At 63.1% G+C, this 14,580-nt stretch carries 13 protein-coding genes and 1 other RNA gene; 9 read left to right on the top strand and 5 right to left on the bottom strand.

Annotated features, from left to right (window positions below; genetic code table 11):
- Position 1: 1 nt before the first annotated feature.
- Both nudC and AMK02_RS00670 read right to left on the bottom strand, forming a co-directional pair.
- Entirely contained in the window at positions 2–961 is a 960-nt protein-coding gene (nudC, locus tag AMK02_RS00675; protein WP_064800230.1) for an NAD(+) diphosphatase, read from the bottom strand.
- Positions 958–1,368 carry an HIT domain-containing protein gene (locus AMK02_RS00670; RefSeq protein WP_064800229.1) on the bottom strand — a complete coding sequence of 137 codons (411 nt, stop codon included), beginning with the start codon at positions 1,366–1,368 and terminating at the stop codon, positions 958–960. The genes nudC and AMK02_RS00670 overlap by 4 nt, the downstream gene beginning before the upstream one ends.
- 89 nt (positions 1,369–1,457) lie before the next feature.
- On the opposite strand from AMK02_RS00670, the gene ffs reads away from it, so the two are divergent.
- The 3 genes from ffs (at position 1,458) to AMK02_RS00655 (ending at position 3,811) form a co-directional block, all read left to right on the top strand.
- Positions 1,458–1,554: signal recognition particle sRNA small type (ffs, locus tag AMK02_RS00665), an RNA gene on the top strand.
- Positions 1,555–1,599: 45 nt separating this feature from the next.
- Positions 1,600–3,465 (top strand): DNA polymerase III subunit gamma/tau, encoded by a 1,866-nt coding sequence (locus tag AMK02_RS00660; protein WP_064800228.1) that lies wholly within the window; start codon positions 1,600–1,602, stop codon positions 3,463–3,465.
- 22 nt (positions 3,466–3,487) lie between these two features.
- On the top strand, positions 3,488–3,811 hold the full coding sequence (locus AMK02_RS00655; RefSeq protein ID WP_004676719.1) for a YbaB/EbfC family nucleoid-associated protein: 324 nt from the start codon (positions 3,488–3,490) through the stop codon (positions 3,809–3,811).
- 44 nt (positions 3,812–3,855) lie between these two features.
- On the opposite strand, the gene AMK02_RS00650 is transcribed toward AMK02_RS00655, so the two are convergent.
- On the bottom strand, positions 3,856–4,473 hold the full coding sequence (locus AMK02_RS00650; RefSeq protein ID WP_064800227.1) for an MOSC domain-containing protein: 618 nt from the start codon (positions 4,471–4,473) through the stop codon (positions 3,856–3,858).
- Positions 4,474–4,530: 57 nt separating this feature from the next.
- On the opposite strand from AMK02_RS00650, the gene recR reads away from it, so the two are divergent.
- Entirely contained in the window at positions 4,531–5,136 is a 606-nt protein-coding gene (recR, locus tag AMK02_RS00645) for a recombination mediator RecR (RefSeq protein WP_064800226.1), read from the top strand.
- Positions 5,137–5,147: 11 nt separating this feature from the next.
- Complete coding sequence (locus AMK02_RS00640; protein ID WP_064800225.1) at positions 5,148–6,386, top strand: lytic murein transglycosylase; 1,239 nt, start codon at positions 5,148–5,150, stop codon at positions 6,384–6,386.
- 6 nt (positions 6,387–6,392) lie between these two features.
- On the opposite strand, the gene AMK02_RS00635 is transcribed toward AMK02_RS00640, so the two are convergent.
- Entirely contained in the window at positions 6,393–6,848 is a 456-nt protein-coding gene (locus AMK02_RS00635; protein ID WP_064800224.1) for a GNAT family N-acetyltransferase, read from the bottom strand.
- An 8-nt stretch (positions 6,849–6,856) separates the two neighbouring features.
- Complete coding sequence (locus AMK02_RS00630) at positions 6,857–8,488, bottom strand: MFS transporter (RefSeq protein WP_064800223.1); 1,632 nt, start codon at positions 8,486–8,488, stop codon at positions 6,857–6,859.
- 244 nt (positions 8,489–8,732) lie between these two features.
- On the opposite strand from AMK02_RS00630, the gene rimP reads away from it, so the two are divergent.
- From rimP to infB, 4 genes are all read left to right on the top strand, one after another.
- Positions 8,733–9,338, top strand: a complete 606-nt coding sequence (gene rimP, locus AMK02_RS00625; protein ID WP_064800222.1) for a ribosome maturation factor RimP — start codon at positions 8,733–8,735, stop codon at positions 9,336–9,338.
- A gap of 60 nt (positions 9,339–9,398) precedes the next feature.
- Entirely contained in the window at positions 9,399–11,000 is a 1,602-nt protein-coding gene (gene nusA / locus AMK02_RS00620; protein WP_064800221.1) for a transcription termination factor NusA, read from the top strand.
- Entirely contained in the window at positions 10,997–11,689 is a 693-nt protein-coding gene (locus AMK02_RS00615; RefSeq protein WP_170965915.1) for an RNA-binding protein, read from the top strand. Before nusA ends, AMK02_RS00615 begins: the two co-directional genes overlap by 4 nt.
- Before the next feature lie 102 nt (positions 11,690–11,791).
- Positions 11,792–14,545, top strand: a complete 2,754-nt coding sequence (gene infB, locus AMK02_RS00610) for a translation initiation factor IF-2 (RefSeq protein WP_064800219.1) — start codon at positions 11,792–11,794, stop codon at positions 14,543–14,545.
- Positions 14,546–14,580: the final 35 nt, after the last annotated feature.

Genomic DNA, 14,580 nt, shown 5'->3' with positions numbered 1-14,580 from the left:
GTTACCGCTTCCACTCCGCCCAGTCGCGCATCAGGCGGTGGGCGATCGCCCCTTTCGGTGGAGAGGCCTTGCCGGTCGCACTCGGGCGTTCCAGCATCTCGATTGTTTCCTCGCGGGTGAACCAGCGGCAATCCTCGAGTTCCGTCTCGTCGCGCGTAATTTCGGTGGATTTGGCCTCGGCGTAACAGCCGATCATCAGCGAATGCGGCATCGGCCAAGGCTGCGAGGCGTGATAGCGGATGCGGCCGGTGCGGATGCCCGATTCCTCCAGCGTTTCGCGGCGCACGGCATTCTCGATGGTCTCGCCGGGTTCGACGAAGCCGGCAAGACAGGAATACATGCCGGGCGTGAAATGCGGGCTGCGGCCGAGCAGGCAGAGGCCGCGCTGCTCATCGATCGTCAGCATGATGACAACGGGGTCGGTTCGGGGGAAGATCATGTGTTCGCAGGCTGTGCAGACGCGCTTGTAGCCGCCGATATGAATCTCCATCGCCGATCCGCAGCGGCCGCAGAATTGGTTGTCGCCATTCCAGCGGATGAGGCTTGCGGCCTGGGCGAATTCGCCGAGCAAGACTTCGTCGATCAGCATCTCGCGAAACAGCGTGCGACCGTCGGCGGGCTTGTATTGGCTGGTGAGATCGTCGACGTCGATGCCGACGGGAACGGCAAGGCGCGGTTCGCCTGATTTGCGGTAGCCGAGCAGCACCGTCTCGTCCCAATTCGGCTGCAGTTCCTGCAGTTCGTAACGGGCAAACAGCGGATCGAGCACCTGGCCGTCATGTTTCAGCACCAACTTGTCCCGGGCGAAGGCGAAGATGTGGGTACCGTCCTTTGCCAGCGCCCTTTCGACGGAATGTTCGTCGCGGTGTTCGGAATCGCGATTGAGGTCGTTGGCGGCAAAGGCAGTGAGATTGCTGGGTTCCGGATGGGGCACATCCGAATCGAAAAGCGAATGGTTCATGATGAAAGGGCTTCCCGCAGCTTTGCTGTGAATTCTTCTCTCCTTGCGTCCTCGTAAGGCTCCGCGCGCCCGAAACCCCAGACGGGACCCGGCCAGTTGGCATCGCCTTCGAAGCGGGCAATGACATGAACATGAAGCTGGCGGACGATATTGCCAAGAGCCCCGATATTGATTTTTGTCGCGCCGGTAATGTTCTTCAAGGCTTTGGCGACGAGCTCCGTCTCGAAGGCGAGCAACACCTGATCGAGCGGCGTCAACTCGAAGATTTCGGTAATATCGGCCCGGCGCGGAACCAGAATGAGCCAGGGCCAGCGGGCATCCCTCGACAATCTGAGATCGCAGAGACCGGTGATCATGATGCTGGTGCTGTCGTTTTCCAGCCGGGGGTCGAGCGCGAAACCTTTCAAAGGGCATTCTCCTCATGTTTTCCAACGACTAGCAGTTTTTTTGCATGTTGGCTTGCTTTTGATGACGATATTGCCGATATGTGCATTCGGGAGGTTGGTGGTGGACGAGCCACTCGCCAACCGGGTCAGGTCCGGAAGGAAGCAGCCCTAACGAGCCCGGCACGGGTCATCGTGCCAGCCTCCCACCTTCTCTCCACGAAATGCCCGATAGTCCGGGCGACAAGCAGGGCGATGAGCGATACCGAGCGACAATCAAAAGATGCCGCCTCGACGGGCACCGGATACCGGGTGCTGGCTCGCAAATACCGCCCCAAGGATTTCACGGACCTGATGGTCGGCCAGGAGCCGATGGTCCGCACGCTTACCAACGCCTTCGAGACCGGCCGCATCGCGCAGGCCTATATGCTGACCGGCGTGCGCGGCGTCGGCAAGACGACGACGGCGCGCATCCTGGCGCGAGCGCTGAATTACAAGACGGCAGAAATCGACAAGCCGACGATTGATCTGCGCGTGCCCGGCGAACATTGCCAGGCGATCATGGAAGGCCGGCATGTCGATGTGATCGAAATGGATGCCGCCTCGCATACGGGTATCGACGATATAAGAGAGATCATCGAGCAGGTGCGCTATCGGCCGGTTTCGGCGCGCTACAAGGTCTATATCATCGACGAAGTGCACATGCTCTCGACACAGGCCTTCAACGGCCTGTTGAAGACGCTGGAAGAGCCGCCGGAACATGTGAAGTTCATCTTCGCCACCACTGAAATCCGCAAGGTGCCGATCACCGTGCTGTCGCGCTGCCAGCGCTTCGACCTGCGCCGCATCAGCGCGTCGGATCTCGTCGGGCTGTTCACGACAATCGCGGCCAAGGAGGGCATCGAGGCGGAAGGCGACGCACTGGCAATGATCGCGCGCGCCGCCGAAGGCTCAGCGCGCGACGGCTTGTCGCTGCTCGACCAGGCGATCGCCCATGGCGCCGGCGCCGTGCAGGCGGAAGCCGTGCGGGGCATGCTCGGCCTTGCCGACCGCGCCCGGATCGTCGATCTCTTCCAGCATGTCGTCGAAGGCGATGTCGCAGCTGCCCTCGGCGAATTCCAGAACCAGTACGAGGCCGGCGCCAATCCGGTGGTGGTGCTGACCGATCTTGCCGATTTCACCCATCTGGTGACGCGGCTGAAATATGTGCCGGATGCGGCAAACGACCCCTCGCTCAGCGAAGTCGAGCGCACCAAGGCGGCGGAATTCGCCAAGGGCGTTGCGGTGACGACGCTGTCGCGCATCTGGCAGATGCTGCTGAAGGGCATTCCCGAAACGGAAGGCTCGTCGCGCACGGCGGGTGCAGCCGAAATGGTGCTGATCCGGCTTGCGCATGCGGCGCATCTGCCGGCGCCCGAGGATGCGGCGCGGAGGCTTGCGGAGTTTTCCGGCGACAATGCCGGCCAGCGGCCCTCCTCGCCCTCGGGCAATGGCGGCGGCAACGGAACGCGGGTTCCCTATCAAAACAGTGTCACGGCACGTGCGACGGAGCCAACACCACGGCCGCAGCCCTCTGGGCCGACCGCCATGTTGCGCGCCGTGCCCAATCCGGAGCCACAGAATATCGGCCGCACCGAAACCAGGCCCGCAGAGGCGCCGAAGCCGCTCGTGCGTGTCAATTCCATCGCCGATATCGTCGACCTTGCGACCGAGAAGCGCGACGTCAAGCTGAAGGCACTGGTGCGCAACTTCGTGCGGCCGGTGCGTCTCGAGCCCGGCCGGCTTGATGTGAACCTGACCGACGGCGCTCCGAATACGCTGCTCAACGAGCTCGCCGTCAAGCTCAAGGAATGGACCGGAATCCACTGGATCGTCAGCACCAGCCGCGAAGAAGGCGGGCCGACGATGGTGGAAGCGGAAGCCAAGGCGCAGGAGCAGCGCGTCAGCGATGCGAGGCAGGATCCTGATGTGGCGGCGATCCTGGCGCATTTTCCCGGCGCAAAAATCATCGACGTGCGCGTGCGGGCGCCGGAACCGGAAGAGGAAGGCGAGGCCAAAGCGCCGGCCGCCGCCGAATCCGAAGAAGGCGACATTCTGCCCGGCGACGACATAGAATTCTGAACGTTCAACAAGGAGCGAGACGATGCGCGACATCATGGGCATGATGGGCAAAGTCAAGGAAATGCAGGCCAAGATGGAGCAGATGCAGGCGGAGATCGCCGAGCTCACGGCCGAAGGCAAGGCCGGCGGCGGCCTCGTCACCGTCGTCATCTCGGGCAAGGGCGAGTTGAAAAGCCTGAAGATCGACCCGTCCCTGTTCAAGGAGGACGATGTCGAGATCCTCGAGGACCTGATCGTCGCCGCCCACAAGGACGCCAAGGACAAGGCCGAGGCGCTCGCCGCCGAAAAGACCAAGGCGCTCACCGCCGGGCTGCCGATCCCGCCCGGCTTCAAGCTGCCGTTTTGATAGCTGATGCTGCTGTCGGGCCGGCGACCTACAGAACGCCGCTCTTAACGCTGCGCTTCCAGCATCGCCCGCAGCTTGTAGTGAATGGGAGCGGCGAGATATCGCGACCGGTCCGCCTCCGAAAGCTGTCGGCCTAATGTTTTCATAAGCTCCGGCATCGTCACCTTCTCTCCGGAAAAGGATTGACGCTCCACCGGCACCCCGGCCTCGGCCACGCCGCCTCTGACGACGCGGCAGTAAATGCCGGGGCGGGCGGCCACCGTATAGCGCTTGACGAATTTCGGATCGGCCATCTTGACCGCAAAGGTGGCGCAGGGAATGTGACAAGCGGTGGCCTCGAGAATAAGATCGCCTGCTATGAATCGGTCGCCGACTGAAACGTCGCGATTGTCGAGGCTTGAGATCACCATGTTTTCACCGAAGGTGCCGGGCTCGCAGGGCCGGCCGAGTTCGCCGGCCCACCAGTCGAGCGTCAGTGATCCCTCGATATAAACCGCCTGATCGATGCCGCCATGGTGCTTGCGGTTGCAGATGGCATCGCCGACCAGCCCTTCAGCGTCGATCATCACCGCGCCGTTGACGGACCGCTTGAAGATTCCGGTCTTGTAGCTCTTCCCTGGCAGCTTTTCCGGATTGCTCATGCAGAGGGCCAGGATTTTCATAGGGCAGCCGATCCTTCCGCGATTCCGTTTTCGTTCCATATCAGTTAAGAACGGCGCATGGCAAAACGAGTCACCGGCCCCGAAATCGAAAAACTCATCCAGCTTCTGGCGAAGGTGCCGGGCCTCGGGCCGCGCTCGGCGCGCCGGGCGGCACTGCATCTGATCAAGAAGAAGGACCAGTTGCTGGGGCCACTGTCGAAAGCGATGGGCGAGGCCTATGACAAGGTGAAGATCTGTTCGCGTTGCGGCAATGTCGATACGGTCGACCCCTGCACCGTCTGCACCGACACGCAGCGCGATCAATCCGTCATTATCGTTGTCGAGGACGTTTCGGACCTCTGGGCGCTGGAGCGGGCGGGCGCGATGAACGCCGCCTACCACGTGCTCGGCGGCACGCTGTCGCCGCTCGACGGGATCGGGCCCGACGACCTCAACATTCGCGGGCTGGTCGACCGGATCGGCGAAGGCGGCATCCGCGAGCTGATCATCGCGGTCAACGCCACCGTCGAAGGACAGACGACGGCGCATTACATCACCGACCAGTTGCAGGGGCTCGAGGTGAAGATCACGCGGCTGGCGCACGGCGTGCCTGTCGGTGGTGAACTCGATTATCTCGATGAGGGCACGCTTGCGGCGGCGCTGCGGGCGCGGACGGTGATATGAGGGGATTGTATATGCGGCGAATATTCGCGCTCGCCATAACAGCGGCGCTCCTCCCCCTCCCCTCATCCGCAGCCCCTTCGAAAACCGATGTCGAGGCACAGTTCGAAAGCTGGGTGCAGAAGGACCTCTGGCCCGAGGCGAAGGCGGGCGGTGTCTCCGAGAAGACTTTCAAGGCCGCTTTCTCCGGCATCACGCTGAACTGGAACCTGCCCGATCTCGCGCCGCCCGGTTTCCCGCCGCCGAAGGAGCAGAAGCAGACGCAGGCGGAATTTTCCTCGCCCGGCCCCTATTTCAACGAGGACCGGCTGAAGAAGCTCGCCGCGACAGGGCGCGGCTTTGCCGCGCAATATAGCTCGACGCTGAAGCGGATCGAGAAGACCTATGGCGTGCCGGGCTCGATCGTGCTTGCCATCTGGGGCCGCGAGACGGGGTTCGGAGCCGCGAAGATCCCGGAATCGGCGATCGAAGTGCTGGCGACCAAGGCCTTCATGTCGACGCGCAAGGAGATGTTCCGCACCGAGCTGGTGGCGGCACTGCATATTCTCGACGGCGGCGACGTCACGCCCGCCGATTTCAAGAGCTCATGGGCCGGAGCGCTTGGCCAGCCGCAATTCATGCCGACGAGTTATCTGAAATATGCGGTGGATTTCGACGGCGACGGCCACCGCAACATCTGGACCTCGGTGCCGGATACGCTCGCCTCGATCGCCAACTATCTGGTCAAGAAGGGCTGGCAGCGTGATCGCGACTGGGGCTTCGAGGTGTCGATACCTGAAGCCGTCTCCTGCGCGCAGGAGGGACCTGATCTGGCAAAGCCGCTTTCGCACTGGGCCTCGCTCGGCATCGAGCGCATCTCCGGCAAGGCCTTTCCCGCAGGTGAGATGAAGGCTCAGGGGATGATGCTGGTGCCGGCCGGCCGCGACGGCCCGGAATTCATCGTCACGCCGAATTTCTACATCATCAAGGAGTATAACAACTCCGATCTCTACGCGCTTTATATCGGTAATCTCGCCGACCGGATCGACTCGAACGGCGGCGTATTCGAAGGCGAATGGGGCGATGTCGGCAAGATGCTGCGTTCGGATGTCGCCGCCATGCAGAAGGCGCTGGAGCGTCAGGGTTATGACGTCGGCGGCTCCGACGGATTGCCTGGCTACAAGACGCGGCGCTCGATCGGTCAGTGGCAGGCAAAGAACGGCATCAAGCCAACATGCTTTCCCGAAGCCAGTATGAAGGGCAGACTGAAGTAGCCCGATTCACAGGTTGCGTTTCAGCCTTTCATGGCTGACGACGAAACCGAGCTTTTCGTAGAAGCGGATCGAGTCTTTTCGTGTCTTGTCCGATGTCAACTGCACAAGGCCGCAGCCGCGCTCGACGCATTGGGCGACCGCCCATTCGATGAATTGCGCGCCGAGGCCCGCTCCGCGACACTCTCTTGCGATACGCACGCTTTCGATATGCCCGCGCCACATGCCGGTCCGGGAGAGGCCGGGAAGAAAGCTCAGTTGCAGGCAGCCGAGGACCTGGTCGGAGGCGTCGGTTGCGACTGCCAGCAACTGATTGGCGTCCGCCTCGATCGCCGCGAAGGCCGAGAGATAACGCGCATCGACGGGATCGGAGACGATTTCCCTGGCGGCGCCGAGATCGTCATCGGCGAGAAGCCGGACGATGGCGGCGAGATCGGATAGGCGGGCGAGCCTGAAACTGTGCATGGCTGTTCTCAATGATGCAGATCGATCGGCGCCTTGTGGAAGACATCGTCGCCTGGCGGGATGGCCTGGCGCTCGATCATCCGGTGGACATGCGGCGGGCCTTCGCCGCGATGGAGCGCGCGCAGTCGGTCGATGTTTTCGGCATCGGCCTGCGTGCGCCGCTGGTTGTGTCTTATATATTCGACCCAGGTCGGCGTATGGTAAGTCTCCGTCCACAGCCCGGGATTTTCGAGATCGCGCATCAGCGCCCAGTTGCGGGCGCCGTCGCGGATGCGGATGCGGCGGCGCTCGCCCATCAGCACCATGAATTCCTCCAGGTCGTCGCCGGCGATCTCGTAATCGACCTGGATGACGATCGGACCGCTGCGCGGGGTGATGTCGAGGCTCAAGGACGGGGCGGTGAAGCGGTTCAAGGGATCGAGATTAAGCGAGGCGAAGGCGGGCATGGAAAAGCGCAGACCGATCGCAATGCCGAGCAGCATGACGGCTGATGACATCAGCAGCGCATCGGCGACCCCATAGCGATCGGCGGCGACACCCCAGAGCCAGCTGCCGCCGGCGATGCCGCCGAAGGTGACGGTCTGGTAGAGCGACAGCGCGCGTCCGACCACCCAGCGCGGCGTCGACAGCTGGACGATGGTGTTGAAAAGCGACAGCGCCGAGACCCAGCAGGCGCCGGCGACAAGCAAGCCGGCGGAGGTCAGCACGGCGCTTGGACTATAGGCGGCGATGACGGCGCTCAGCGCAAAGCCTGTAAAGGCCAGGCGGATGATCGTCTCGCTGGATAGCGCCTGGCGAATTCTCGCACTCAGCACCGCACCACCGATCGCGCCGATGCCGAAGGCGCCGAGCATGAAGCCATAGGTCAGCGGACCGCCGGCAACGAGGTCGAGCGCGACGACCGGCAGCAGCGCCAGGATCGAGCTCGCGCCGATGCCGAAAACCAGCCCTCGCACGAGGACCTTTTCGAGATTGGGCGACATCGAGACATAACGCAGGCCGGCGAAGATGGCGCTGCCGAGCGCTTCGCGCGGCAGGGTGGAGACTGGCGTGCTCGGCCGCCAGCGCAACAGGGCGTAGATCAGGGCGAGGTAACTTGCGGTGTTCACCGCAAAGGCCGCGGCGGCACCCGCTGCCGCCACGATGACGCCGCCGATCGCCGGGCCGACGCTGCGGGTGATGTTGAAACCCATGCTGTTCAGCGTGACGGCGCCCGGCAGATCGGCGCGCGGCACCATATCGCCGACGGAGGCCTGCCAGGAGGGGTTGTTGAGCGCCGTGCCGCAGCCGATCAGGAAGGTGAAGAAGAGCAACAGCCAGGGCGTGACCCAGCCGAGAAGGGTTGACGCCGTCAGCAACGCCGAAACCGTCAGCATCATGCACTGCGCCGTCAGCATGACCCGGCGGCGATCGAAATTATCCGCCAGCGCCCCCGATATCAGCGAAAACAGCATAATCGGCAGCGCCGTCGAGGTCTGCACCAGCGCGACCATGTCCTCCGAGGCGGTGATCGTCGTCATCATCCAGGCGGCACCCACCGCCTGGATCAGGCCGCCGAAATTCGAGGAAAGGCTGGCGAACCAGACGGTGCGGTAGGTATCGTGCCGCAAGGGCGCCAGTGTCGACGAGGTATAGCCCACGATGTCTCCCGCTTTTGTTATTGTGCGCCAACGGCAATATATGCGGAAGATGATCGCTGGCCATAGGTCCGTCCCCCTCGCCCGGCATGAATTGGCGGAATCGGTCGCAGACCTTGCAATTTCGGAAAAACCCGACTATATGGCTCTCAAATTCTTGATCGCTTGATGAAGAGTGGGCCGCAAGGACCCGCTCTTTTTTATTAGCTCGATCGCCTGAACAGCTTGAAATTGCGAGGAGCGCCGCTTGTCGGACATGACAAACGCAAACAACGAACTTGAGCCGCGGCTGATTACCGAAACCGGGCTCGACCAGCGTCTGGCCGATATCATCGAACCCGTTCTCGTCGGCATGGGTTTCCGGCTGATCCGCGTGCGCATGCTGAACCAGAACGGCGCGACGATGCAGGTGATGGCCGAGCGCAATGACGGCACGATGACGGTTCAGGACTGCGAAGAAGTCTCGATGGCGATTTCTCCCGTCCTCGATGTGGAAGATCCGATCGATAAAGAGTATCATCTCGAGGTGTCTTCGCCCGGCATCGACCGTCCGATGGTGCGGAAATCCGATTTCGTCCGCTGGCAAGGCCACCTTGTAAAGTGCGAAACGTCGATCATGATCGGCAACCGCAAACGCTTCCGCGGCAAGATCGTCGAAGCAGACGCCGATGGATTCACGCTCGAGCGTGACCAGGTCGCCTACGGGGAAGAGCAGAAGGTCATCATTCCCTTCACGGCGCTTAGCGATGCGAAGCTCATTCTGACCGACGATCTGATCCGCGATGCGCTGCGCGCCGACAAGCTGGCGAAAGCGCAGGCCGCGAACCAGAACGAAGCAGACGACCAGGAATAACCGATCAACAGACCGCTCCCAGGGACGGGAACCCTGGAGTAAAGACGGAGAAACAAAACAATGGCAGTCAGTGCGAACCGGCTCGAACTTCTGCAGATCGCAGATGCAGTGGCGCGCGAAAAAGTCATCGACCGGGAGATCGTGCTTGCCGCAATGGCCGATGCCATCCAGAAGGCGGCGCGCTCCCGTTACGGCACCGAATCCAACATCCGGGCCGACATCAATCCGAAGACCGGTGAAATCCGCCTGCAGCGCCTGCTCGAAGTGGTCGACAAGGCCGAGGATTATTCGACGCAGATCCCGCTGGAACTTGCCCGCGACCGCAATCCGGACGCAGCCCTTGGTGATTTCATCGCTGATCCGCTGCCGCCGATGGATTTCGGCCGCATCGCCGCACAGTCCGCCAAGCAGGTGATCGTACAAAAGGTGCGTGAAGCCGAGCGCGACCGCCAGTTCGACGAATTCAAGGATCGCGTCGGCGAAATCGTCAACGGCACCGTCAAGCGTGTCGAATACGGCAACGTCATCGTCGACCTCGGCCGCGGTGAAGGCATCATCCGCCGCGACGAAATGATCCCGCGCGAGAACGTGCGCTATGGCGATCGCGTCCGTGCATACGTATATGATGTCCGTCGCGAGCAGCGCGGTCCGCAGATCTTCCTGTCGCGCACGCATCCGCAGTTCATGGTGAAGCTCTTCACCATGGAAGTGCCCGAGATCTACGACGGCATCATCCAGGTGAAGTCGGTCGCCCGTGATCCGGGCTCGCGCGCCAAGATCGCGGTGATCTCGAACGACAGTTCGATCGATCCGGTCGGCGCCTGCGTCGGTATGCGCGGTTCGCGCGTCCAGGCCGTCGTCGGCGAACTCCAGGGTGAGAAGATCGACATCATCCCCTGGAGCCAGGACCCGGCAACCTTCGTCGTCAACGCCCTGCAGCCGGCGGAAGTGGCCAAGGTCGTTCTCGACGAGGACGCCGAGCGCATCGAAGTCGTCGTTCCCGACGAGCAGCTGTCGCTTGCGATCGGCCGCCGCGGCCAGAACGTCCGCCTCGCTTCGCAGCTGACCGGCTGGGACATCGACATCATGACGGAGGCCGAGGAATCGGAACGCCGTCAGAAGGAATTCAACGAGCGCACCAACCTGTTCATGGATTCGCTCGACGTCGACGAGATGGTCGGCCAGGTTCTGGCGTCGGAAGGCTTTGCCGCCGTCGAAGAACTTGCCTATGTCGATCTCGACGAAATCTCCTCAATCGACGGTTTCGACGAAGAGACGGCGCAGGAAATCCAGCAGCGCGCCCGCGAATTCCTCGAGCGTCTCGAAGCCGAGATGGACGAGAAGCGCAAGGCGCTCGGCGTTGAGGACGAGCTGCGCCAGATCGACGGCATGACCGCCCAGATGATGGTGGCGCTCGGCGAGGACGGCATCAAGACGATCGAGGATTTCGCCGGTTGTGCGGCCGACGATCTGGTCGGCTGGAGCGAACGCAAGAACGGCGAAACGAAGAAATTCGAAGGCCTGTTCTCGAAGTTCGACGTCTCGCGTGTCGAGGCCGAGCAGATGATCGTGCAGGCCCGCCTCGCGGCCGGCTGGATCACCGAAGAGGACCTGGCGAAGGGGACCGAAGAAGAGGTCACCGAAGCCGAACAGGAAGCATGATGACCGCGCATGAGCCGAACGTTCATCCTGAGGACGACGATCTTGCAGGGTATGACGTGAACGGACGCATGTGCATCGTGACGCGCGAAAGCGGATCGCCGGAAGAGCTGATCCGCTTCGTCGCGGCTCCCGACGGAACCGTCGTCGCCGACCTGAAGCGCGAGCTTCCGGGACGCGGCTGCTGGGTGAAGGCCGACCGGTCGCTGGTCGACAGGGCGGTGGCGAAAAAGTTGTTCGCCCGAGCGCTGAAAGCGGACGTGAAGGCGGCGGACGATCTCGGCGCAAGCGTCGACCGGCTGCTGGCGGCGCAAGTGATGCAGATGATGAACATGGCGCGCAAGGCCGGCCAGTTCGTCAGCGGCGCCTCGAAAGTGGATGCCGCGGTCAGAAGCGGAGCAGCCCTTGCGGTGTTCCACGCGACTGACGCGGCGGACGACGGCGTGAGGAAAATCGACCAGGCCCGCAAGGCCTGGCACCTCGGAATGGAGACCGAGGAGGAGATACCTTCCTACCGCTTCTTCTCGGAGAGCGAAATGGAAGGCCTGATGGGCCAGAATGCTTTTATCCATGCCGCAGTGCTTGCAGGGCAGGCGGGTGAGGGTGTAGTGAAGCGCGCAAAGATGCTCGAACAGTACCGTATTGGCGGTCAGTCCCGGGCAGCGGGCGGCGCTGGCCGGCAAAAACAATGAGGCGGTCACCGGCATCGGCCGGTCTCATTCTCATTGATCGACAGTATTTGAACGACAGGGTCTGATCTAGTCATCGCTCCCTGTCCGAAGGAACGGGAACGAATGACCGATAGTAACGACGACAAGACACTCAGCGTAACGGGCAAGAAGACGCTCACCCTGAAACCATCGGGGATGAGCCAGGGTACCGTTCGCCAGGATATGGGTCGGGGTCGCACCAAGGCGGTCGTGGTCGAGACCCGCAAGCGGCGCCCGATGCGCCCGGAAGACGAAAAGCCGATCACGCCTGCGGCCCCCGCAGCCCCGGTTCGCGCAGCCGAACCGGCGCCGGCACCTGCTCAGGCGCGTCCGCAGCAGTCGACGCCGGCTCCGCGGATTCACCAGCCCGGCGGCGGCCAAGGCAACCAGCGTCCGCAGCAGTCCTATCAGCAGCCGCGTCCGAACGATCGCCCGCGTCCTGTCGTGCTGAACCATCTGTCGCCTGAGGAAATGGATGCGCGCCGCCGTGCGCTCGCCGAATCCCAGGCGCGTGACGCCCAGGATGCGATCCGCCGCGCCGAGGAAGAAAAGCGCCGTGCCGCCGAAGAGGCTGTCCGCAAGGCAGCCGAGGCGGAGGAAGCCGCACGCCGAGCCGTCGAAGAGGCAGCCCGGCAGGCCGAAGCCGCCGCCGCTGCTGCCGCCGAGCCGGCTGCCACTGCGGCAGCGCCGGCACCCGCTACGGCCGAGGCTCGCCCGAACACGACGCCGCGCCCGGCAGCACCCGCGCCGGCAGCACGCCGGCCCGATGCCGACGGAGCAGCCGCTCGCCCGGCGCCCGGCGCGCCGGCTGGCATTCGGGGCCGTCGCAATGACGGCGACGAGGACGATCGTGGCGCTTCGCGCAGCGGTCCGGCGCGCGGCCGCGTCGTTCGCCCCGAACCCGCAAAGCCGGTGACGACCCGTCCGAAAACGGATGAGGAGCGCCGCCGCGGCAAGCTGACGATCACCACTGCCGATGTGGACGGCGAGGACGCCGGCCGCAGCCGTTCGCTTTCGGCGATGCGCCGCCGGCAGGAGAAGTTCCGCCGCAGCCAAATGCAGGAGACTCGCGAGAAGATTTCCCGCGAAGTCGTCCTGCCGGAGACCATCACCATTCAGGAACTGTCGCAGCGCATGTCCGAACGCGCCGTCGACGTCATCAAGTACCTGATGAAGGAAGGCCAGATGATGAAGCCGGGCGACGTCATCGACGCCGACCTTGCCGAGCTCATCGCCGGCGAATTCGGCCATACCGTCAAGCGTGTCTCTGAATCCGACGTCGAACTCGGCATCTTCGACATCGCCGACGTCGAAGGCGACCGCGTTTCGCGTCCGCCCGTCGTCACCATCATGGGCCACGTCGATCACGGCAAGACCTCGCTGCTCGACGCCATTCGCCATGCCAACGTTGTTGCCGGCGAAGCCGGCGGCATCACCCAGCATATCGGCGCCTATCAGGTGGAGCAGAACGGCCAGAAGATCACCTTCATCGACACCCCCGGCCACGCCGCCTTCACGGCGATGCGTGCCCGCGGCGCGCAGGCGACCGACATCGCGATCCTGGTCGTGGCAGCCGACGACAGCGTCATGCCGCAGACGATCGAATCGATCAATCACGCCAAGGCAGCCGGTGTTCCGATCATCGTGGCGATCAACAAGATCGACAAGCACGAAGCCGATCCGCAGAAGGTGCGCAACCAGCTTCTGCAGCACGAAGTCTTCGTGGAATCGATGGGCGGTGAAACGCTTGACGTCGAAGTCTCGGCTAAAACAGGCAAGAACCTCGACAAGCTGCTCGAAGCCGTTCTGCTGCAGGCGGAAATCCTTGACCTCAAGGCCAATCCGAACCGCACCGCGGAAGGTACCGTCATCGAAGCCCAGCTCGACCGCGGCCGCGGCTCGGTTGCCACGGTTCTCGTTCAGAACGGTACGCTGAAGCCGGGCCAGATCATCGTCGCAGGCGACGTCTGGGGCCGTGTGCGCGCCCTCGTCAACGACAAGGGCGAGCATATGAAGGACGCGCCGCCGGCGATGCCCGTCGAAGTGCTTGGCCTTTCCGGCACGCCGCAGGCGGGTGACAAGTTCGCGGTGGTCGACAGCGAGAGCCGCGCCCGCGAAATCTCGGAATACCGCCAGCGTCTTGCCCGCGACAAGGCGGCTGCCCGCCAGTCGGGCCAGCGCGGTTCGCTGGAACAGATGATGACGCAGATGCAGAGCACCGGCATCAAGGAGTTCCCGCTCGTCATCAAGGGCGACGTGCAGGGCTCGATCGAAGCGATTGCCGGCGCGCTGGAAAAGCTCGGCACCGACGAGGTCCGTGCCCGCATCGTCCATTCGGGCGCAGGCGGCATCACCGAGTCGGATATTTCGCTTGCCGAAGCCTCGAACGCGGCCATCATCGGCTTCAACGTTCGCGCCAATGCGCAGGCGCGCCAGTTCGCCGAACGCCAGGGCATCGAAATCCGCTACTACAACATCATTTACGATCTCGTGGATGACGTGAAGGCAGCGATGTCGGGCCTCCTGTCGCCGGAACGGCGCGAGACCTTTATCGGCAATGCCGAAATCCTGGAGGTGTTCAACATCACCAAGGTCGGCAAGGTCGCCGGTTGCCGCGTCGTCGAAGGCAAGGTCGAGCGCGGGGCGGGTGTGCGCCTCATCCGCAACGACGTCGTCGTTCACGAAGGCAAGCTCAAGACCCTCAAGCGCTTCAAGGACGAAGTCTCCGAAGTGCCGATGGGCCAGGAGTGCGGCATGGCCTTCGAAAACTACGAAGACATGCGCGTCGGCGACGTCATCGAGTGCTTCCGCGTCGAACATATTACGCGCACGCTCTAATCCTCGGCGTACAGTCGCTTGACAACAGCCATCCG

Origin of the sequence: Rhizobium sp. N731 (assembly GCF_001664145.1) — a bacterium.
GTDB lineage: Bacteria > Pseudomonadota > Alphaproteobacteria > Rhizobiales > Rhizobiaceae > Rhizobium > Rhizobium esperanzae.
Note: the sequence above shows the minus strand (reverse complement) of the source record. Positions and strands in the feature narration are given on the sequence as shown.